Source organism: Phaeobacter sp. PT47_59 (genome assembly GCF_028890025.1).
In the GTDB taxonomy this organism is placed as follows: domain Bacteria; phylum Pseudomonadota; class Alphaproteobacteria; order Rhodobacterales; family Rhodobacteraceae; genus Phycobacter.
In genome coordinates this window covers 50,396-70,372 of the sequence record NZ_JARCJL010000002.1, presented here as the reverse complement: position 1 = coordinate 70,372, position 19,977 = coordinate 50,396, and the positions used below count along the sequence as shown (strand labels likewise).

Annotated in this window: 19 protein-coding genes; 9 read left to right on the top strand and 10 right to left on the bottom strand. The window is 61.5% G+C overall.

Annotated features, from left to right (window positions below):
- The first annotated feature begins 8 nt into the window (after window positions 1-8).
- From lptC to PXK01_RS02040, 5 genes are all read left to right on the top strand, one after another.
- Window positions 9-611, top strand: a complete 603-nt coding sequence (lptC, locus tag PXK01_RS02060) for an LPS export ABC transporter periplasmic protein LptC (protein ID WP_274848743.1) — start codon at window positions 9-11, stop codon at window positions 609-611.
- Window positions 612-635: 24 nt separating this feature from the next.
- On the top strand, window positions 636-1,124 hold the full coding sequence (locus PXK01_RS02055; protein WP_274848835.1) for an LptA/OstA family protein: 489 nt from the start codon (window positions 636-638) through the stop codon (window positions 1,122-1,124).
- Entirely contained in the window at window positions 1,124-1,885 is a 762-nt protein-coding gene (lptB, locus tag PXK01_RS02050) for an LPS export ABC transporter ATP-binding protein (protein WP_274848744.1), read from the top strand. The genes PXK01_RS02055 and lptB overlap by 1 nt, the downstream gene beginning before the upstream one ends.
- A 273-nt stretch (window positions 1,886-2,158) precedes the next feature.
- The gene (gene hpf, locus PXK01_RS02045) at window positions 2,159-2,722 is read left to right on the top strand and encodes a ribosome hibernation-promoting factor, HPF/YfiA family (RefSeq protein ID WP_274848745.1); all 564 of its coding nucleotides are present in this window, start codon (window positions 2,159-2,161) and stop codon (window positions 2,720-2,722) included.
- A 55-nt stretch (window positions 2,723-2,777) separates the two neighbouring features.
- Window positions 2,778-3,242 carry a PTS sugar transporter subunit IIA gene (locus PXK01_RS02040; protein ID WP_274848836.1) on the top strand — a complete coding sequence of 155 codons (465 nt, stop codon included), beginning with the start codon at window positions 2,778-2,780 and terminating at the stop codon, window positions 3,240-3,242.
- A gap of 9 nt (window positions 3,243-3,251) precedes the next feature.
- On the opposite strand, the gene PXK01_RS02035 is transcribed toward PXK01_RS02040, so the two are convergent.
- From PXK01_RS02035 to cysQ, 8 genes are all read right to left on the bottom strand, one after another.
- The gene (locus tag PXK01_RS02035) at window positions 3,252-4,691 is read right to left on the bottom strand and encodes a sulfotransferase family 2 domain-containing protein (RefSeq protein WP_274858664.1); all 1,440 of its coding nucleotides are present in this window, start codon (window positions 4,689-4,691) and stop codon (window positions 3,252-3,254) included.
- Between the two features lie 6 nt (window positions 4,692-4,697).
- Complete coding sequence (locus PXK01_RS02030; RefSeq protein ID WP_274858663.1) at window positions 4,698-6,437, bottom strand: DUF5927 domain-containing protein; 1,740 nt, start codon at window positions 6,435-6,437, stop codon at window positions 4,698-4,700.
- Window positions 6,434-7,420, bottom strand: a complete 987-nt coding sequence (locus PXK01_RS02025) for a glycosyltransferase family 2 protein (protein WP_274858661.1) — start codon at window positions 7,418-7,420, stop codon at window positions 6,434-6,436. Before PXK01_RS02025 ends, PXK01_RS02030 begins: the two co-directional genes overlap by 4 nt.
- 173 nt (window positions 7,421-7,593) lie before the next feature.
- A complete protein-coding gene (locus PXK01_RS02020; protein ID WP_274858660.1) occupies window positions 7,594-8,637 on the bottom strand; it encodes a glycosyltransferase family 2 protein in 1,044 nt (347 codons plus the stop codon).
- 1 nt (window position 8,638) lies between these two features.
- Window positions 8,639-9,622 (bottom strand): UDP-glucose 4-epimerase GalE, encoded by a 984-nt coding sequence (gene galE / locus PXK01_RS02015; protein ID WP_274848837.1) that lies wholly within the window; start codon window positions 9,620-9,622, stop codon window positions 8,639-8,641.
- Window positions 9,623-9,686: 64 nt separating this feature from the next.
- Window positions 9,687-10,580, bottom strand: coding sequence for a UTP--glucose-1-phosphate uridylyltransferase GalU (gene galU, locus PXK01_RS02010; RefSeq protein ID WP_274848750.1), 894 nt, complete (start codon window positions 10,578-10,580; stop codon window positions 9,687-9,689).
- Between the two features lie 153 nt (window positions 10,581-10,733).
- Complete coding sequence (locus tag PXK01_RS02005) at window positions 10,734-11,534, bottom strand: 3-deoxy-manno-octulosonate cytidylyltransferase (protein ID WP_274848751.1); 801 nt, start codon at window positions 11,532-11,534, stop codon at window positions 10,734-10,736.
- On the bottom strand, window positions 11,534-12,331 hold the full coding sequence (gene cysQ / locus PXK01_RS02000; protein ID WP_274848752.1) for a 3'(2'),5'-bisphosphate nucleotidase CysQ: 798 nt from the start codon (window positions 12,329-12,331) through the stop codon (window positions 11,534-11,536). Before cysQ ends, PXK01_RS02005 begins: the two co-directional genes overlap by 1 nt.
- Before the next feature lie 141 nt (window positions 12,332-12,472).
- Here cysQ and PXK01_RS01995 point away from each other — a divergent pair, with 141 nt between their 5' ends.
- Window positions 12,473-13,294, top strand: a complete 822-nt coding sequence (locus PXK01_RS01995; protein ID WP_274848753.1) for an ABC transporter permease — start codon at window positions 12,473-12,475, stop codon at window positions 13,292-13,294.
- A 30-nt stretch (window positions 13,295-13,324) separates the two neighbouring features.
- On the opposite strand, the gene PXK01_RS01990 is transcribed toward PXK01_RS01995, so the two are convergent.
- The gene (locus tag PXK01_RS01990; RefSeq protein WP_274848754.1) at window positions 13,325-13,927 is read right to left on the bottom strand and encodes an alpha-ketoglutarate-dependent dioxygenase AlkB; all 603 of its coding nucleotides are present in this window, start codon (window positions 13,925-13,927) and stop codon (window positions 13,325-13,327) included.
- A 211-nt stretch (window positions 13,928-14,138) separates the two neighbouring features.
- Here PXK01_RS01990 and dnaK point away from each other — a divergent pair, with 211 nt between their 5' ends.
- From dnaK to radC, 3 genes are all read left to right on the top strand, one after another.
- Window positions 14,139-16,058: a molecular chaperone DnaK gene (dnaK, locus tag PXK01_RS01985; protein WP_274858659.1), complete on the top strand. Its 1,920-nt coding sequence runs from the start codon at window positions 14,139-14,141 to the stop codon at window positions 16,056-16,058.
- A gap of 81 nt (window positions 16,059-16,139) precedes the next feature.
- A complete protein-coding gene (gene dnaJ, locus PXK01_RS01980; protein WP_274848756.1) occupies window positions 16,140-17,297 on the top strand; it encodes a molecular chaperone DnaJ in 1,158 nt (385 codons plus the stop codon).
- 143 nt (window positions 17,298-17,440) lie between these two features.
- Entirely contained in the window at window positions 17,441-18,205 is a 765-nt protein-coding gene (gene radC / locus PXK01_RS01975) for a RadC family protein (RefSeq protein ID WP_274858658.1), read from the top strand.
- 194 nt (window positions 18,206-18,399) lie between these two features.
- Here the strand turns inward: radC and PXK01_RS01970 are convergent, their stop codons facing one another.
- On the bottom strand, window positions 18,400-19,956 hold the full coding sequence (locus PXK01_RS01970) for a phosphate ABC transporter substrate-binding/OmpA family protein (protein WP_274858657.1): 1,557 nt from the start codon (window positions 19,954-19,956) through the stop codon (window positions 18,400-18,402).
- Window positions 19,957-19,977 lie beyond the last annotated feature (21 nt).

The following is a 19,977-nucleotide window of genomic DNA, read 5'->3' as shown; positions in this document are numbered from 1 at the left end:
ACGACGGAATGGACCGCTATTCGCGCATGGTCGCTTACCTGAAGGTGCTTTTGCCCCTGACGGCGCTGGCGCTGCTGTCCACCCTGTTCCTGATCTCGCGCGGGATCGATACCGATGCGGTCATCCCCTTTGCCCAGAAGGAAATCGAAGAGCGCATGCGCGGCCAGCAGATTACCGGCCCGTTCTTTTCCGGCACCACCGCGGACGGCGATGAGATCATGGTGACGGCAAGCGTCGCGCGGCCTGGCAGCTCTTCTGGGAACGGGGCAATGGCCAGCGATCTGGAGGCTGTGATCCGGATGGCGCAGGGCGGGCGGATGACACTGGTCGCGGAGACCGGCACCATCCACCCCGGTCAGGACATGGCCCGGTTCACCGGCAATGTGCGACTGACCTCGGTAGACGAGCTGGTGGTGGAAACCGAAGAGCTGGAAACCTCGCTCAGCAGCCTGCGGGTGCAAAGCCCCGGTGCGGTGCGGGCGACAGGCCCCATGGGGACCCTGACCGCCGGGCAGATGCTGATCACTGCTCAATCCGAAGGCGCACCTGTTCAAATGCTATTCAAAAATAGAGTCAAGCTGGTATACGATCCTAGTAGCGAAGAAAGATAGCCCGTGTTCAAATTACCCGCCTTGATGATTTTGGTGGTCTGCGCCCTTGCTGCGCAGGCTCCTGTCGCCAGTGCCCAAAGCGGCACCATCGCATTTGGCGCGGTCAAGACCGACCCCAAGGAGCAGGTCGAGGTCACGGCGGACGCTCTGGCGGTCAACCAGGCGGATGGATCGGCTGAATTCAGCGGCAATGTCCTGATCATCCAGGGTGTCATGCGCCTGTCGGCGGACCGGGTTCTGGTCATCTACAAGACCGACGCGGCCGGCAAGCGCGGCATCGACCAGCTGGAAGCAACCGGTAACGTGCTTCTGGTCAGCGGCCCCGACGCCGCCGAGGCAGAACGGGCGAAATACACCATCGACAGCGGCACGATCGTGATGAGCGGCAATGTGCTTCTCAGCCAGGGGGACAGCACGCTGACCTCCAACCGGATGGAAGTGAACCTGACCACGGGCACCGCCAGCATGGCCGGACGCGTCAAGACCATCCTCAACCCGGATGGCAACGACTGATGGCGGCCAAACCCGATCTGAAAGTGACGGAAGGCTCCTCGGGCCTCAGAATCGAACATCTGCGCAAGAGCTATCGCAAGAAGGTGGTGATCCGCGATGTCTCCATGCGGCTGGACCGCGGAGAGGTCGTCGCCCTTCTGGGGCCGAACGGATCCGGCAAGACCACCAGTTTCTACGCCATCGCGGGCCTTGTGTTTCCCGAGGCGGGCACCGTCACAATCGACGGACAGAACGTCACCACCCTGCCCATGTACCGCCGGGCGCGCCTTGGCATCGGCTACCTGCCGCAGGAAATGTCCATCTTCCGGGGCCTCTCGGTCGAAGACAATATTTCAGCGGTTCTGGATATCTCCGAACAGCATGACCACAAGCGGCGCGAGCGGCTGGAGGAACTGCTGTCGGACTTCTCCATCGAACATCTGCGCCGCGCCCCGGCCCTGGCGCTGTCGGGCGGCGAACGGCGCCGGGTGGAAATCGCCCGCTGCCTGGCCGCCAATCCGAAATATCTGCTTCTGGATGAACCCTTTGCCGGGGTCGATCCCATTTCCGTGGGCGATATCCGGCACCTGGTTGCGGATCTGAAGAAACGTGGCATCGGGGTTCTGATCACCGACCACAACGTGCGCGAAACCCTGGAGATCGTGGACCGGGCCTATATCCTGCATGACGGGCAGGTGCTGATGTCGGGCACCCCGGCCGAGGTGGTGGAAAACGAAAACGTGCGCCGCGTCTACCTGGGCGAAAACTTCCGCATTTCCTGATCACGGCATCGGGGCGGGCATCGGCCTTTTCCCGCCTGTTTGCTTTTCCTTCACCTTGTATTTCGCTTCTTCATTGACTCTCCCGGCCAGTTGGCATGGAATCGAGATATGGCAAATGTGCAGTTCGATGCAGTCCGTAAGTTGGCCTTGGCGACAAGGTCCGGTCGGCTGCTTCTGACTGATTTGCCTAATCCCCTCATTCGCAGCTGACGATCCTCCATCGGGCCTGCGCCCGGTGGCGTTGCGAATGGGCATTATTGTGAAGGAGATCACATGCGTTACAAAATCAGCGGACAACAGATCGATATCGGCGAAGCCCTGCAGTCTCATGTCAAGGATGAGTTGGGAGCAGCCGTCGCGAAATACGCAGAGCGCCCCACGGACGCCAATGTGGTCTTTTCCCGCTCTGCGCATGAATATGTCTGCGAAGCCACAGTTCACCTGTCCACCGGCCTCACGGCACAGGCCAAGGCCCATGCCACTGAAATCTATGCGGCTTTTGATGGCTGCTGCGCCAAGATGGAAAAACAGCTGCGGCGCTACAAGCGGCGGCTGAAGGACCACCACCGCGAACGCAGCGAACCGGTTGAACTCCTGGGCGCCAGCTCTTATATCCTCGCCTCTGACGAAGCGGAGACCGGGACCGAACCCGACTCACTGCAGCCAATCATCGTGGCCGAGATGGAAACCAAGATCCCATCGCTGTCGGTCGGGGAGGCGGTGATGCAGATGGAACTGGCCGGGGCGCCTGTTCTGGTGTTCCGCAATGAAGGCAAAGACGGGTTGAACGTGGTCTACCGCAGGGACGATGGCAACATCGGTTGGATCGATCCCTAAATCGTAGGCCCAGCGGCACGCCAAATCCGGCGGCCGAGCGGAGCAGATGACAGAGATGCAGATTTCCAACATCCTCAAACCGGAGGCGGTCCGCGTGATCGGCGCCGCCTCCAGCAAGAAGCGTCTGTTCCAGGAAATCGCAGAAGTCGGGCAGCTTGCCTATCGTCTGAATGCGCAGCCGACGGTTGATGCGCTGCTGGATCGCGAAAGCCTTGGCCCAACGGGGGTAGGACACGGCGTTGCCCTGCCCCACGCACGGCTGGATGGCCTGACCGAGGTCTGCGGCGTCTTCGTCACCTTGGAAAAGCCGCTCGATTTCGGCTCTGTTGACCGGCAACCGGTCGATATTGCATTTGCCCTTTTCGCGCCCGAGGATGCAGGCGTTGAACATCTGAAGGCGCTGGCGCTGGTCTCGCGCACCCTGCGTGAACAGTCCTTCTGCACAAAGCTGCGCGCCAATAGCGATCCCGCCACGCTCTACACCATTCTGACCGAGAACCAGCCGGTACAGGCGGCCTGATCAGAGCGGCTATTTGCCCTTCTGTATCCAGGGACAAAAGCCGAAGGTCAGGTAGTCCCGCTGATAGAGCTTGGAAATACGGTCTTCCAGGTCGGCATCATAGATGGCCTCCACCCCGTAGGGCTCTGGCCCTGATCCAGAGGGCACCGTCGGTATCGTCTCACAGCCCAATCGCCGCGCCAAAGCAGGAAGCTCTGACGTCAGTTCCTCTTCCCGCAGGATCAGATCCGGTGCGCCCAGCTCGGCAAATCCTGAAATCGCCTGCGACTGGCTGGCCCATTCGGCATCGACCCGGATCGAGGTCTGCCCGGCCAGATTGGCTTTCACAAAGCTGACGAAGGCCTCAAACGCGGCCCGGTGATCGTCGCGCGTATAGCTCTCATCGGGGCCATCCTGCGGCAGCGGCACCTTGAAGCGGCGGCGCAGGGTCTCGCGGATCGCGCCGTAGCTCTCGGCATGCCTGTTCAGGATCCGGTGGCAGAAGACCCGATGCAGACGCTCCACCGGATGACGCAGCACGGTGAAGCTGCGGAAGCCCTTGTTGCGGTTCTTCCACTGGCGCAGCTGTTTCTGGTTCATGCCCGAAATCAGCTCGTCCTGCGCGACACTGTCCAGCGCCGCCATCCACTCCGTCACCTCTGCCTCTGGCCCGCCCCGCACCGGCAGGTACAGTAGCGGCGATTTGGCAGCCGCGATGTAGCCCGGCACCACTGGCCCCCGGCGTGGTTCGAAATTCGGGGTGCGGGACAGGTTGAACAGGTCCATCTCTGCCGTGGCGAGCGTCACATCCTCGGGGTTTGAAACCTTGGACAGGGTCGGCGCCGGATTCTGGCGTTTGAGACTGTCATCCAGGGCCTCGAGCCGGGCCGGAACCCCCAGCCATTTGGCCAGGCCGTTCATCACCTCCAGGCTTTGCAGATCCTCGTAGTCCACATAAAAGGCGGTCTGGCCGCTGTGTTGCAACCGGTTGAGCAACATTACCTGAAAGGCCTGCAACGTCCCCACATGGCGTGCAAACTCAATGGCATCGAATTCCGCCAGCGCCTCGCGGCGGCGGGTGATATTTGTGAGCTTCCATTGCCCGGTTTCACGGGCGATCTTGTGCGATACGTAGCTGTCCAGCGGGTTGCGGGTCAGGATGATCTTGGCGCAGCGCGGATCCTCCAGCGCAAGATCCAGAATGCGCGGGTCGTGATTGTGGAAATAGCGAAAGCCCGCCAGCGTATCGGGCTGCGCGCGAATCCGGTCAATCAGCCCGGCAGGGTCCGCCTCGCGCATCTCCTGGGTCATGCCCAGCACCTCGGTCCGGTTCGGGTAGCCGATGAAATGCGGATTGAAGGCCTCTCCGTGGCAGACCACACCCTCAAGCGCATTGAGGTTTGCCTCCAGAAAATTGGAGCCGGTCCGCATTTCGGCAAAGACGATGAAGTAATCAAAGGGATCTTGCATGGTCAGCTATCGCACCAAATAGGGTCTGCGGGGCGGTTTTGGCATGGTCACCGGTTCCTGTTCCACCGGGAAATCTCCCATCAGGTAGGGATGCATGCCCTGGTTCTTCAGATTTTGCAGGAACTGTCCAAACCCTTCCAGGTCCACCATGCTTGGCACCTCGCTCAAGTGACCCGGCGTCTTGGCCCCCATTTCTTCGAGAATGGTCTGCAGGGGCTCCATCGGTGCCTCGACGAATTCCGCCATGGTCCAGATCCGCACGCGGGCCTTGGTGCTGCGCTCCCTCAGCATCTTGAGCTGCCCGGCCTCGATCCGTTGAAATCGCGCCGCGATGCGTCGCAGTTCGGAAAAACTGCGTTTCGAGCGCGACAGCGGTACCGCCCAGGCGCCGCTGATCACCGAGACCTGTGCATTGGGATCGGTAGCGATGAGCCGCGCGATCTTCTGATGATCTGCGGGACCGAACTGAAACCCCTGGCGCTCCCCACGGGTGTTCCAGATCAGGTTGGTCAGAAAACTCTGCGGATTGTAGTTTCGCAGCCGCGCGGAATCGCTGAGCGCGCCATTGAGCATGGTCTCACCGCCCGCAAATTCGGCCCGCTCGGGCGCAAACAGGTGCCCATGCACCCGCGCCCCCGTCATACGGGCCAGCCAGCCGTCAAAATCCTCAAACAGTTCGGCAAAGCCCTGGAACACCGAATAGGGGCTGGCGGTTACCGCATTTATCGCGGTTTGGCCCGGATAGCGGCTTTGCATATAGAGCCCTTCGCGCCCCCGCGTGCGCCGTTCCACCGCCTTTGCAAAAACCCGGTCGATCTTGACCGGGTTCGGCTCCACTCCGGTCATCGCATCGCCCGTTTCGCTCAGAAAGGTCTGATAGAGCCGCTCTGCGCTTGGCCAGATCTTGCGGGCCACAAAGCAATCCGAACGGCGCAGAAGTTGCAGATGGTCATCGTAGAAGATGTGCGGCTTGCCCTCGAAATCGAACTTGGACAGCGTCAGAGAACGGCTTTCGATCTTCGCCGAATGCTGTCGCGCCAGGGTTTGGTAGTAGCTTTCGTCAGGAATCCAGACCTTCTGGAAATAGCGATCATGGGTGGGCCGCTCCGGGTCTTCGAGGATGGCCGACAGCGTCTTGCGGGTCAGACACCACCACTGGCTGCCCATATGGGGCACCAGGCCCGGCGGGATGCGCCGCTTGATCCCAAGCTTGCGCTGCAGGGTCACATAGCGATCAAACAAATACCGGTGACGCTTCCAGGAAAAGGGAAACCGGAGGGTGAACCGCTCCACGTCCAACCCGCCCACGATCCAGGGCACATCGGCGGTGGTGGCGCTCTCGATGAAATCGGTCTCGGGCCGGGCCGCCAGGTAGTCGACCAGATCCTGCACCGGGCGCAGCGGCAGGCACGATCCGGACGCAAGGTAGACATGGCGCACACCGGGGTGCTGGCGCAACATCTGTTCAGAGGCCGATTGCGAGGCCGCAACGATGCCCCATGTCCCCCATTCGCATCGGTGACGCATGGAAAAGCTGATCAGCTGGTCCTGTGCCAGCCCATCGCGAAATCCCCTGTAGGCCGCCTGTGGCACCTTGCGGTCCACATGGATCACCACCGGACATCCCCCCGCGGCCCAATGCCGGGCGACCTGCGCGGCCCGATCCAGCGCGGTATGCACCAGCATGACAATACCGACGGTGCCGCTGTTCAGATCCTGCTGACCCGGAGCCGGTGACGCGCTCATGCCCAATTCCCCTTGGACATGAGGCCCAGAATCTCAAGCTGGCGCCAGTTGATGTATCGCTCGCTCCACTTGCACCACAATTCCGGGTGGTTGTCCAAAGCCTCGGCATAGGCCTTGTATTCGGCCGATTGCGCATAGTGCTGGTTGCGGGACATCTCCTCTCGGGCCTTGGCGCCGAAGGTATCGAGAAACTTGGTATGCAAGAGGGCCCCGCAGGCCTTCTCTCCGCCGCCCGTTTCATAGACCCGGTTCAGCCCGCGCGGCAGCAGGGCATGGGTGGAGCTGACATAGGCATAGCGGCGATCCCATTTGACCAGCGGGATCTTGTTGAGAGCCGGTGCCTTCTTCGGCGCATCGGCAAAGAACAGCCGCGCCCGAGGCCCGCCCTGGATCCACAGGTTTCCGTAGGTCGGGTTCTTGCTGATGGTATAGTTGCCGCTGTCGAACCAGTTCGCGATCTCCAAGGGATCCTGGCCCTCCTGATAGACCGCATCGGACACCCGCCCCTTGGGATAGACATCCACCAGCATCGCCGAAAAGCTGCGGATGGCGGAATTGTCCAGCCAGTCGGTCAGCGCCCGAATGGGGCGCGTGTCGCAGAACGGGTAGATGAACAGCTCATCCGGATCGACCACCAGCACCCAGTGACCATGGGCATAGCGGCGCTTGAGATAGTTCATCCAGTCGATCCCGAAACCGGCGTGCCGATAGCTCGCCTCGGTCCGCCAGAGCGACACATCCGACATGCCGCGCAGATACTCCGCCGTGCCATCCTGCGAACCGTTGTCCACGAACAGGAAGTGATCGACACCCAGGTTGCGATAGTACTCCAGGAAGTAAGGCAGGCGGATCTGTTCGTTGCGCATGGTCGAGACCAGGAGGATATCCTGCGGGCGGATCGCCTTGGTATTGTCCTGAACCGCAGTCAGCTCACGGGATTTCCTGAGCGCCCGGATCAATCTGCGTTTTCGCCGCAGACGCATTCGGTAAGACTGCCAAAGACCCACGTTTACTCCTTGCACGCCTTCAAACCTGATCCGGCTGCCGCCGATCTCATTAGCTGCACGCAATATGTCACGCGGCCAAGCTATTAACAACGCATTTAGAAACAGTTACGCGCCAATGCCAATAGCGGCACAGCGGCAGACAGCGCCGCTCACCAATCGGGCGCCTGCATCAGCCCAAGGTCACTCAGCTGCTCTGGCCCTTTGTATTTCAAGGACTTCTCAACCCAAAGATCTGGCGCAGCGGTCAGGTGATCATAGTAGTGATCAAAATCGGCGGGGGTATGGAAATGCTGCTGCCTCTGCTTTTCCGTTGCCGATTTGGGAACAATCTCCGGCAGGAATTTGGTGTGCAAGAGAACGCCCGAAGGCTGCGCCCCGCCGGGGCCATCATAAAGACCGTTCAACGCGGGCGGCAATGCCCCATGGGTAGAGTTCACATAGGCATAGCGGCGGTTCCAGCGGATCAGCGGGATCTTGTTCAAGGTGGGCGAGCGGCGCGGATCGGACGCAAAGAACACCCGCTCCCGCGCGCCGCCCTGCAGCCAGAGATTGCCCATGGGAAGCTGGCGCACCGCGCGATAGGGGGCAGGGTCGAACCACTGCAACACCTCCAAAGGATCCTGCCCGGCTGTGTAGCTTGCCTCATCCAGCGGCCCGCGCGGGTAAAGATCCAGCATCATCGCGCCAAAGCCTGTGTGCCCCTGCCGATCCAGAAGATCTGTCAGTGCCTTCAGATCATGCGAGGCAATGCCGCTGTAGGTCAGCAGCTCATCCGCATCCACGGTCAGGCACCAATGATCGTGACCATAGGTCATCAAGAGATATGTCAGCCAATCAAGTCCGAACCGCGACGCCTTGTATCTCGCCACCGTCTGCCACAGAGAGACATCCTCCTGCCGCAGCAGCATCTCTGTGCTGCCGTCATCGCTGCCGTTGTCGATGATCAGGAAGTGATTGACGCCAAGGCGACGGTAGTAGTCCAGAAAATAGGGCAGCCGAGTCGCTTCGTTGCGCAGCACCACAAATACCAGGATGTCACCGGAGGATATCCGGCCACTCCTGTCCGCAAGAGGCTTCAACTGGTGACGCGACCGCCAGGACCGCCACAACAACCGTCGCCTCTTCCAGCGCAGACGATAGCCCGCGCGCCAGCCGATCCTTGGCATCTCGGCAACGGCGCGGGAGGCCTCCATATCAGGCCTCGTAATGGCCGGTCTGGTGCCACTTCCAGGCATCGGCGATCATCACCTCCAGGCTGGAGCGCTCCGGCGTCCAGCCCAGATCGGTGATCGCGCGGGTGGAGCCCGAGACCAGCTTGGTGCAATCCCCTGCCCGGCGCGGCCCCTCGGTGCAGGGCACCTTGCGACCCGTCACCTCTTCGGCCTTGTCCATCACTTCGCGCACGGAAAATCCGCTGCCGGTGCCCAGGTTGAAGATCTGGCTGCCCTTGCCGTCCTTGAGCCACTTCAGACCCAGAACATGGGCATCCACCAGATCGCAGACATGCACGTAGTCGCGGATGCAGGTGCCATCGGGGGTGTCGTAATCGGTGCCGAAGATGGTCAGCGCATCGCGTTTGCCGTCGATCGCATCCAGCACCAGCGGCACCAGGTGGGTTTCGGGTCGATGGAACTCGCCCACCTCAGCCTCGGGGTCGGCACCCGCCACGTTGAAATAGCGGAAGATCACCGAGCGCAGCCCGTGGGCGGCGCCGAAGTCCTTCAGGATATCCTCCACCGCACGCTTGCTGGCGCCATAGGCATTGAGCGGCAGCTGCGGCGTGTTCTCGTCCAGCACCACATTGTCATGCTCGCCATAGGTGGCGCAGGTCGAGGAGAACACAAAATCAAGGCATCCGGCGGCCACAGCCGCCTCGATCAGATTGAGCGATCCGCCGGTGTTGTTGGCCCAGTAGCGGCCCGGCTGGCTCATCGCCTCCCCCACTTGGCTGAGGGCCGCAAAATGCATCACCGCAACCGGCTGGTATTTGGCAAAGACCTCGTCCAGACGGGCACGATCCGCCAGATCGCCCTTCTCGAAGGGGCCGAATTTGACGGCATCCTGCCAACCCGTGATCAGATTGTCGTAGGTGACAGGGGTGAACCCTGCCGCCTTCAGTGCCTTGCAGGCATGCGAGCCGATATAGCCGGCACCGCCGGTCACCAATACATTTGCCACGTTCACTGCACCCTCGTGTTGATGTTTCACGCTTTCGCCAGCACTGCCGCTGGGCGCAGAGATGTTACTCGGCAGCCCGCCCGACCTGAGCGATCTCGCTGATATACTGCATCAGCTCGTCGCGCAAATCATCGCGTGCGAGCGCGAAAGAGACCGTGGCCTGCAGGAAACCGGCCTTGGAACCGCAGTCAAAGCGCTGGCCCTGGAAGCGGTAGCCGTAGACCGGCACGTCCTGCTCGATGTCCTGGGCAATCGCATCCGTCAGCTGGATCTCGCCGCCCGCGCCCTGCTTCATCTTGTTGAGATTGCGCAGCACCGACGGCTCCAGGATATAGCGGCCGATCACCGCCAGGTTCGAGGGCGCCTCGCCCAGGGCCGGTTTCTCCACCATGCCGCGGGCCTCGACCACGGCGCCCATGTCCTCTTTCACGTCCAGAACACCATAGGCGCTTGCCTTTTCCGGCGCGACTTCCATCGCCGCCACCATATTGCCGCCGGTCTCCTCATAGGCTTCGACCATCTGCTTCAGACAGGGCCGCTCGGCCGCGATCACATCGTCCGGCAGGATCACCGCAAAGGGTTCATTGGCAATCAGGCGCCGCGCGCACCAGACCGCATGACCGAGGCCAAGCGCCTGATGCTGGCGGATATAGGCGATGGCGCCGCTGTCCATATTGGTGTGCTTCAGCGCCTCGAGCAGCTCGGTCTTGCCCTTCTTGCGCAGCTCCTGCTCCAGCACCGGAGAGTGGTCGAAATAGTCTTCCAGGGCGCCCTTGCCGCGCGAGGTGACGAAGATGAATTCCTTGATCCCCGCCGCCCGGGCCTCGTCGATGGCGTATTGCACCAGAGGCCGGTCCACCAGGGTCATGATCTCCTTGGGCACCGACTTGGTCGCCGGCAGAAACCGCGTCCCAAGCCCCGCTACAGGGAAAATCGCCTTCGTAACTTTCTTGCGCATGGTCGTCTCTCAATATCCTATTCTTTGGGCCACAAGTCCAAACTCGTCAAAATCTCGGCTCAGTTCCGCTCGACCTCGGCTCAGAAACCTATTTCACTTTCGCGACAGAAAACCATCAAAAAAAGGGTTTTTCATGGCATTCCGACTCATTTCTCAGGCGACACCCATTCTGGCCATCATCTCTTCTATCCGTGGTACATCCTCAGGATTGTTCAGTTCCCAGAATTCACGGCCCCGTGCCGCCACTTCAACGCACAGCACCTTGCGACCGTTTTCCAGGAACCGCAGCTGTTCCAGCCCTTCGAGTGTTTCCAGCGGCCCCGTCTGCCAATCAGGATAGGCAGCCAGAGCATCGGGACGATAGGCATAGACCCCGACATGGTGGAAAACGGGCGTGTTTTCGCCGTCAGAATAGGCATTTGCACAAAAAGGCAGCACTTCCTTCGAGAAATACAGCGCACTCCGATCCGCCGCAAAGACCGCAGTGGTTCCGCCAACCCGCCCCGCCCGTCGGTCCGCCAGCAGGCTGTTCAGCGTCGCACCGTCGCAGCGCAGCACCGGTGTGGCCAATCCCATCTGCGGGGCGGCGCGCAAGCCCTCGACCAGATCCTCGACGAACCAATGGGGCGTCAGGGGCGCGTCGCCCTGCAGGTTGACGACGACGTCATAGCCGCCGCCAAGCGCCGCATGGGCCTCGGCGCAGCGCTCGGTGCCGTTGGCACAGCTTTCCGAGGTCATCACCACCTCGGCACCAAAGCCTTCTGCTGCGATGCGGATCCTGTCGTCATCGGTTGCCACCACCACACGGTCAACTCCGGACACCGCACAAGCGGCGCGCCAGGATCGTTCGATCAGGGTGCGGCGCTCACCGGTGGCGCCGGTCAGTTCCACAAGCGGCTTGCCCGGATATCGGGTCGATGCATATCGGGCAGGGATGACGATCAGGACGGACATCAGGCCTCTTTCAGTTCAACGCCAGGTGCATAGGCAATAAAGAACGGGTTTGCGTAGCCGTCTTTGCCATAGATCAACGGAGTATGATCGTCGAACCGCACCACCTTGCCGCCTGCACCGCTCAGAACCGCATGGCCCGCAGCCGTATCCCACTCCATGGTGCGACCCACGCGCGGGTAAAGGTCCGCTTCTCCGGTGGCCACCAGGCAGAACTTGAGCGAGGAGCCTGCGCTCTTCATGTCCTTGACGCTGTACTTGTTGATATAGTCGTCGGTTGCCTGATCGCGATGCGATTTCGAAGCCACGACCATCAGCGCGGCATTGTCGCTGTCGGCCACCCGGATCGGAGCGGTCTCACCGATGGTTTCGGGAGCGAATGCGCCGGTCTCTTCGACGCTGGAGCCATCGGCCAGGGTGAAGAACATGCGGGCCTTGGCAGGCGCATAGACGACGCCGCGTGTCGGCACGCCCTTTTCCACCAGGGCGATGTTCACCGTGAAATCACCACGCCGGTGAATGAACTCCTTGGTGCCATCCAGAGGGTCCACGATCAGGAAGGTGTCGCCCTGCTCCTTGTGAGAGGCGCTTTGCTCTTCGGTGACCAGCATCACATCGGGAAAGGCCGCGCGCAAACCAGCCGAGATCAGGGCATCCGCAGCCTCATCCGCTTCGGTTACAGGGCTGTCATCAGATTTCACCTTCACGTCGAAATCATCGGAATTGTAGATTTCCATGATCTTGTTGCCGGCCTCGATGGCCAGGCGGCGGATCACGGGAACAAGCTCTTCATAGGTCAAATGGCGTCTCCCGAGCCAAGGGTTAATTGAAAATTTGCCTGTGGCCCCTTATGATGTTTTCCGCATGGAACGGCAAGAAGTCCATACCAATATCCCAGAGCTACATCCCGATACCCCCAGGCGCAGCACACCATCAGTAACATGTTCCAGCTTCGAACGCAGAGATCGCCCTTTTCCGGCATCATCGCCTTGAGCGAAGTGGTGTTTCACAGCACCGTGCGCAGCGTGCGGTCGAAACACAACAACGCCTTTATCGCGCTGGGTCTCAACATCCTGCAGGCGGTCCTGTTCGTTGCCGCCTTCTATTTCATGTTTGCGGTGATGGGATTGCGCGGCTCCGCGATCCGCGGCGACTTTCTGCTTTATGTGATGTCGGGGATCTTCCTCTTCATGACCCATGCCAAGACGGTTGGTGCCGTTGCCGGCGCCGAAGGGCCAAGCAGCCCGATGATGCAACATGCGCCGATGAATACGATGGTGGCCATCCTATCGGCCGCGCTTGGCTCGCTCTATGTCCAGACGCTGTCGCTGCTGATCATCCTCTTCGTCTATCACGTCGCCTTTACCCCCGTGCATATCGAGGATCCGATCGGCGCCTATGGCATGGTCTTGCTCGCCTGGTTTACCGGCGCGTCCGTGGGCCTGTTGTTTCTCGTTATGAAGCCCTGGGCGCCCAGCGTGGTTGGGATCATCAGCACCGTCTATCAGCGGGCCAATATGATTGCCTCGGGCAAGATGTTCCTGGCCAACACCCTGCCCAGCTTCATGCTGGCGATGTTCGACTGGAACCCGCTGTTTCACTGCATCGATCAATCGCGCGGCTTTGTCTTCATCAACTACAACCCCCATTACAGCAATTGGGAGTATGCCGCCTGGGTGGGGCTGGTCCTGGTGATGCTGGGCCTGATGGGCGATTTCTACACCCGGCGCCGCGCATCGATCAGCTGGAACGCACGCCGCTAGGCACATCAGTATCGGGACCTGAGCCCAGGCTCAGGTCACCACCCGCAGGGTCAGGTTGAGCCGCCCACCTTTTGGCAAAAGCCGGGAGGACTTGAAGCGGATCCGGTCCACGCCGTGATAGGCGAGGCGTGCTTCGCCCCCCATCACCACCACATCGCCGGAGCTGAGCCAGACCGAATCCGTCTTGCCGCCGCGCCCCGTGCCGCCCAGGCGCAACAGCCCGTCATCGCCCAAAGAGATAGAGACCACCGGATAGGAGAAATCCGCCTCGTCCTTGTCCTGATGCAGGCCCATCCTGGCGCCTTCCCCGTAGTAGTTGACCAGGCAGCAATCGGGCAGGCGCTCCAGCCCGGTCAGATCGCCCCAGATCGACAGGATCGGATCCGGGATCGCGGGCCAGTCCTGGCCGCGCGGATGCTGCTTCTCGTAGCGATAGCCCTCGGCATCGGAGTACCAGCCATAGGCGCCGGCCGAGGTCATCCGCACGGACATCTGCCCACCAGACGGCACCTTCGGAGAGAACAGCGGCGCCGCCTTCAGAATCGGGCGCAGCGCCTCGATCAACTCGCGCTGCCGGGCGGGGTCCAGATAGGATTTGTAAATCTCGAATCCGCGCAGGCGCAACTTGCTCATCGCCGTTATCTCATCCTTAACCACACCCCTTGCAAAAAAGCGCATTGAATCGTCTTTCTCGACGCGTTCTGGCGGTTGCAGGGGCAAAATCTGCTCCCTATATACGCCCTGACGCCGAGAGATGCAGACCTCTCGGCACCGAAATCGGGGGCTGGATGCCAAAACGGGTCCGGTCTTCGGGAAATCGCCTTGAAAAGAAAAGGGATCGAAAATGAGCAAAGTTATCGGGATCGACCTCGGGACCACCAACTCCTGCGTCGCCATCATGGACGGCTCGCAGCCCCGCGTCATCGAAAACGCCGAAGGTGCGCGCACCACGCCCTCCATCGTGGCCTTCACCGATGAAGAGCGCCTGGTCGGCCAACCCGCCAAGCGTCAGGCCGTCACCAACCCGGACAACACCATCTTTGGCGTCAAGCGCCTGATCGGTCGCCGGTTCGACGATGCCGACCTGGCAAAAGACAAGAAAAACCTGCCGTTCAACGTGATCAACGGCGGCAACGGCGATGCATGGGTCGAAGCCAAGGGTGAGAAATACTCCCCGAGCCAGATTTCGGCCTTCATCCTCGGCAAGATGAAAGAGACCGCGGAGTCCTACCTCGGTGAGGAAGTGACCCAGGCCGTCATCACCGTGCCTGCCTATTTCAACGACGCCCAGCGTCAGGCCACCAAGGACGCGGGCAAGATCGCGGGCCTGGAAGTGCTGCGCATCATCAACGAACCGACCGCCGCCGCGCTGGCCTATGGTCTCGACAAGGAAGACACCCAGACCATCGCGGTTTATGACCTTGGTGGTGGTACCTTCGACGTGACCATCCTGGAAATCGACGACGGCCTGTTTGAAGTGAAATCCACCAACGGTGACACCTTCCTCGGTGGTGAAGACTTCGACATGCGCATCGTCAACTACCTGGCGGACGAGTTCAAGAAAGAGCACGGCGTCGACCTGACCAAGGACAAGATGGCCCTGCAGCGCCTGAAAGAGGCGGCTGAAAAGGCGAAGATCGAACTGTCCTCCAGCTCGCAGACCGAAATCAACCAGCCGTTCATCTCGATGGATCCCTCCTCGGGCCAGCCGCTGCACATGGTCATGAAACTGACCCGCGCCAAGCTGGAATCGCTGGTGGGTGACCTGATCAAGGCCTCGATGAAGCCCTGCCAGGCAGCTCTGAAAGACGCCGGCCTGTCCGCGTCCGACATCGATGAGGTGGTTCTGGTCGGCGGTATGACCCGCATGCCCAAGGTCATCGAAGAGGTGACCAAGTTCTTCGGCAAGGAACCCCACAAGGGTGTGAACCCGGACGAAGTGGTTGCCATGGGCGCCGCCATCCAGGCCGGTGTTCTGCAGGGTGACGTCAAAGACGTGGTTCTGCTGGACGTGACCCCGTTGTCGCTCGGTATCGAAACCCTGGGCGGTGTCTTCACCCGCCTGATCGACCGCAACACCACCATCCCGACGAAAAAGTCCCAGGTCTTCTCGACCGCCGAGGACAACCAGAACGCCGTGACCATTCGCGTGTTCCAGGGTGAGCGTGAGATGGCGGCCGACAACAAGATGCTGGGTCAGTTCAACCTCGAGGAAATCCCGCCCGCACCGCGCGGCATGCCTCAGATCGAGGTGACCTTCGACATCGACGCCAACGGCATCGTTTCGGTCGGCGCCAAGGACAAGGCGACCGGCAAGGAGCAGACCATCACCATCCAGGCATCCGGCGGTCTGTCGGACGAGGATATCGAACAGATGGTCAAGGACGCCGAGGAGAACGCCGAGGCGGACAAGGAACGCCGCGAGCTGATCGAAGCCAAGAACCAGGCCGAAAGCCTGATCCACTCGACCGAGAAATCGCTCGAGGAGCACGGCGACAAGGTCGACCCCTCCACCGTCGAAGTGATCGAACTGGCGGTTGCGGCGCTGAAGGACGACCTGGAAAGCGACAAGGCCAACGCCGAAAAGATCAAGGCCGGTATCCAGAACGTCACCGAAGCGGCGATGAAACTGGGCGAGGCGATCTACAAGGCACAAGCCGAAGAGGCTGACGACGAACCCGCCGCCGCCGATGAGGCTGCTGCCTCTGGCGATGACGACATCGTTGATGCCGAATTCGAAGACCTGGACGACGACAAGCGTTAAGGCCTGATACTCAGGCTTGACCACGGGCCGGTCCGCATCCCGGGCTGGCCCGTTTTTCGTTGAGGCAGAAGGAATACACCGATGTCAAAACGTGACTACTACGACATTCTTGACGTTCCGAAAGGCGCCAGCGCCGACGAGATCAAGAAGGGCTATCGCAAGAAGGCCAAGGAGTTGCACCCGGACCGCAATGCCGACAACCCGGATGCAGAAGCCCAGTTCAAAGAGGCCAACGAGGCCTATGAAGTCCTGAAGGACCCCGAGAAGAAAGCCGCCTATGACCGCTTTGGCCATGCCGCCTTTGAAAACGGCATGGGTGGTGGTGGCGGCGGGCCGCGCGGCGGTCATCCCGGCGGCGGCGATTTCTCCTCTGCCTTCTCGGATGTCTTCGACGATCTCTTTGGCGACTTCATGGGTGGGCGCGGCCAGGCTGGCGGACGTCAGCGCGCATCGCGCGGCGCGGATCTGCGCTACAACCTGCGTGTCAACCTGGAAGAAGCCTTCACCGGCCTGCACAAGACCATCAAGGTGCCGACCTCGGTCGCCTGTACCTCCTGTGACGGTTCCGGCGCCGAAGGCGGGGTTGAACCCACCACCTGCCCGACCTGTTCCGGCATGGGCAAGGTGCGCGCGCAGCAGGGCTTTTTCACCGTCGAACGCACCTGTCCGACCTGTTCGGGCCTGGGCCAGATCATCAAGAACCCCTGCAAGACCTGCCACGGTCATGGCCGCGTCGAAAAGGACCGCTCGCTGTCGGTGAACATCCCGGCAGGGGTCGAGACCGGCACCCGCATCCGCCTGGCCGGTGAAGGCGAGGCGGGCCTGCGCGGTGGGCCTCCGGGCGATCTCTACATCTTTGTGGAGGTGGCACCGCACGATCTGTTCGAACGCGACGGCAACAACCTCTATTGCCGGGTTCCGGTCTCCATGGCCAAGGCCGCCCTGGGCGGTGCCATCGAGGTGCCGACCATCGACGGCGGTCGCGGCCGCGTGCAGATCCCCGAAGGCAGCCAGTCCGGCCGCCAGATGCGCCTGCGCGGCAAGGGCATGCCCGCCCTGCGCGGCGGCGCGCCCGGGGACATGTTCATCGAACTGGCGGTGGAAACACCCGTGAACCTCACCGCACGCCAGAAGGAGCTGCTGCGCGAGTTCGAAGACCTGTCGGAAGAGAACACCAACCCGGAATCCCGGAGTTTCTTCTCCTCGGTCAAAAGCTTCTGGGACGGGATGAAGGGCTAGGCGCCTTGCATGCCCTTTTCGGAATACTATCGCAAAAACGCCCCTCATCGGGGCGTTTTTTCTTTCTTAACCAAATCCAGCCGCCATTTGATAGGGATGAGTTAGCCTTGATATCGCCAACGTGGTGATCATGGGGGACGATCATGGGGAAAGCAGGCGCATCCCGGAACGAGACCTTGCCGCTGTTTGATTGCAGTGACGAGGCACGCGCCGCCCTGCTGCCCGCAGGCCGCCTGCCCTCCTACATCAAGGATCATCGCGCCCGGCTGCGCAAACGCTTCATTGACGGCGGCGCGGCGGCGATGCCGGATTATGAGCTGCTGGAACTGGTGCTGTTCCGCTCCATCCCCCGCAAGGACGTGAAGCCGCTGGCGCGCAGGCTGATGGATACCTTCGGCGACTTCAACCGTGTCGTGACCGCACCGACCGAGCGCTTGTTGCAGGTCAAGGGGATCGGCGAAGCGGTGATCACCGATCTCAAGGTGATAGAGGCCGCGGCGCATCGCATGGCGCGGGCGCGGATCCTGCAGCGTCATGTGCTCTCGGGTTGGGATGCGCTGCTGGACTATTGCCATACCACCATGTCCCATTCCGAGGTGGAACAGTTCCGCGTCTTGTTCCTTGATCGCAAGAACGTGCTGATCGCGGATGAAGAACAGGCGCGGGGTACGGTGGACCATGTGCCGGTCTATCCCCGCGAAGTGGCCAAACGCGCGCTGGAGATGAACGCCAGCGCGGTGATCCTGGTGCACAATCACCCCTCAGGCGATCCCACTCCTTCGGAAAGTGATATCTCCATGACCGCAAGCGTGGCGGCTGCGCTCACTGTCTTGGGGATCGCGCTGCATGACCATCTGATCATCGGCAAATCCAGCGAGCTCAGCTTTCGCAGCCACGGCTATCTTTGATCCAAATTTGGCAAACGTGGCTCTCCCAGCCGCCGCAGGTGGCCTGTCTACGCCATGCCCCCTTGACGGAGTTGGGCGTAGCGCCGCGCGATGCGCGGCGCTACGCCCAAGGGTTTTCGATGCATCTGTGATGCGGCGACAAACGCGCGGGAGCGCTCCACTCCATCGGCAGCAAAGCGCCCTGTACTGCCCAGTCAGCGCACCCAGACCTCGACCCGGCGGTTGGCTTCGCGCCCCCAGGCACTATCGTCGCAGGCCATTGGCAAGGCTTCGCCAAAGGCTGCCACTTCAATTTCCACCCGATCCAGGTTCGCGGTCTCTGCCGCGGCAATCACCGCATCGCGAACGGATTTGGCCCGCTTCAAGGCGATCTGGCGGTTCATAGCCGCCGGGCCGTCGCCATCCGAGAAGCCGACGAATAGCAGGCGGCTGGCATCATGGACCCCGGCCTCCAGCGCCCGGCTCAATTGCTCGATATTGCTGCGCGACTGGGCATCGGGCCGGGTCGAACCGGGCTCGAACCGAAAGGAGGTGGTCAATCGCGTGAAGCCGCGCAAGGTCTTGACCAGGCGCTGCAGCTCTTCAAGATCGACCTCCGGCCCCGCCGCCTGGATGGCATTGGCGATCCGGTCCCCCTGCACGGCCAGAGCAATGCGCTCCGGTGCCTGATCCACGAACCCCGCCCGACGGATCACGATCTGCGCCCCCGGGCCACGCACATAGTTGAGGAAATCCCGCGCCACTTTCGGCAGGCGGCGTTCCGGCAGGTACAGGAACATCGGAGAGGTCAGCGGGTAATCCTCGGTCTTGATCGATCGCCGCGTTGCCCGCAGGGAAAACCCGCAAGTCCCGGTGAGCGTCAGCGCCCGCGCCGTGCCGGTATTGGCAAAGCTGCCGATTCCGATGGCGAAGGGATCGGTGGCGACCACCCGCACCAGGGTACTGTGGCGATCATGTCGACGCAGACCCGGCGCAAGCGCGGCCTCTACCGGCGCCATCAGCTTGTCCTCAAATGCCTGCGCCAGCCCCGATCCCGCGACCGGCAGATGCAGGGAGATCGGCGCATCCGCGCCGCCAAGCGCCGACCAATTGCTGATCTCTCCTGAAAAGACCGAAACCAATTGTGGCAGAGAGATGCTTTGCACCGGGTTCTCTGGCGAGACCAGCGGCACCATGGCATCCAGCGCCAGAACCCGGCTGCGGGCCGGGCCGGTCATATCCCCCATGCCCGCTTCGCGCGCCCGCTCGCGCTCTGAGGCACGGATCTCACGCAGGGCCATGACGATATCCGCCTCATCGGCAAGAAGATCCGCAAAGCCTTCATCGGTATTGCTGACGAAGAAGCTGAACCGCGCCGCCGGGCGCCCGGCACCGCGCATCAGCACATATTCGAAGTTGCCCTCTGGCAAGGAATCGCGCCGGGTCTGGTAGCCATTGCGCAGGGCAAAGCCCTCGATCAGCGCAGGCAGCAGAACTTCTGCCATGCTGGATGAACCGGACAAGGAGATCTCGGCCACGAAATCCGACAGGCTGGGACAGCCCGGACCATCGCAGGTGACCCCGGATCCATCGACGGTCAGCTCTCCGAACTTCGTGTCCACGCGGTAGTATTCGCCGTCAAATCCCAGCAGGTTGCCAGTGATTTCCACCGCACCATCGGGAGAGGACAGGGTCACATCCTGCGCAAAAAGTGGCAGGGTGGTGCCGGACAGAAGAAGTGCGGCGCAGATCGCCGCACGCAAGAAAGCCATGAGAAATCCTGAAACAGTCGC

Coding starts and splice junctions, on each gene's coding strand:
- PXK01_RS02035 (WP_274858664.1), bottom strand. CDS start 4,691: ATGCAAGATCCCTTTGATTACTTCATCGTCTTTGCCGAAATGCGGACC.
- PXK01_RS01970 (WP_274858657.1), bottom strand. CDS start 19,956: ATGGCTTTCTTGCGTGCGGCGATCTGCGCCGCACTTCTTCTGTCCGGC.
- PXK01_RS01995 (WP_274848753.1), top strand. CDS start 12,473: ATGTTCCAGCTTCGAACGCAGAGATCGCCCTTTTCCGGCATCATCGCC.
- PXK01_RS02030 (WP_274858663.1), bottom strand. CDS start 6,437: ATGAGCGCGTCACCGGCTCCGGGTCAGCAGGATCTGAACAGCGGCACC.
- dnaK (WP_274858659.1), top strand. CDS start 14,139: ATGAGCAAAGTTATCGGGATCGACCTCGGGACCACCAACTCCTGCGTC.
- PXK01_RS02040 (WP_274848836.1), top strand. CDS start 2,778: ATGCAGATTTCCAACATCCTCAAACCGGAGGCGGTCCGCGTGATCGGC.
- lptB (WP_274848744.1), top strand. CDS start 1,124: ATGGCGGCCAAACCCGATCTGAAAGTGACGGAAGGCTCCTCGGGCCTC.
- PXK01_RS02025 (WP_274858661.1), bottom strand. CDS start 7,420: ATGCGTCTGCGGCGAAAACGCAGATTGATCCGGGCGCTCAGGAAATCC.
- PXK01_RS02020 (WP_274858660.1), bottom strand. CDS start 8,637: ATGGAGGCCTCCCGCGCCGTTGCCGAGATGCCAAGGATCGGCTGGCGC.
- dnaJ (WP_274848756.1), top strand. CDS start 16,140: ATGTCAAAACGTGACTACTACGACATTCTTGACGTTCCGAAAGGCGCC.
- hpf (WP_274848745.1), top strand. CDS start 2,159: ATGCGTTACAAAATCAGCGGACAACAGATCGATATCGGCGAAGCCCTG.
- radC (WP_274858658.1), top strand. CDS start 17,441: ATGGGGAAAGCAGGCGCATCCCGGAACGAGACCTTGCCGCTGTTTGAT.
- PXK01_RS02055 (WP_274848835.1), top strand. CDS start 636: ATGATTTTGGTGGTCTGCGCCCTTGCTGCGCAGGCTCCTGTCGCCAGT.
- PXK01_RS02005 (WP_274848751.1), bottom strand. CDS start 11,534: ATGTCCGTCCTGATCGTCATCCCTGCCCGATATGCATCGACCCGATAT.
- PXK01_RS01990 (WP_274848754.1), bottom strand. CDS start 13,927: ATGAGCAAGTTGCGCCTGCGCGGATTCGAGATTTACAAATCCTATCTG.
- galU (WP_274848750.1), bottom strand. CDS start 10,580: ATGCGCAAGAAAGTTACGAAGGCGATTTTCCCTGTAGCGGGGCTTGGG.
- lptC (WP_274848743.1), top strand. CDS start 9: ATGGACCGCTATTCGCGCATGGTCGCTTACCTGAAGGTGCTTTTGCCC.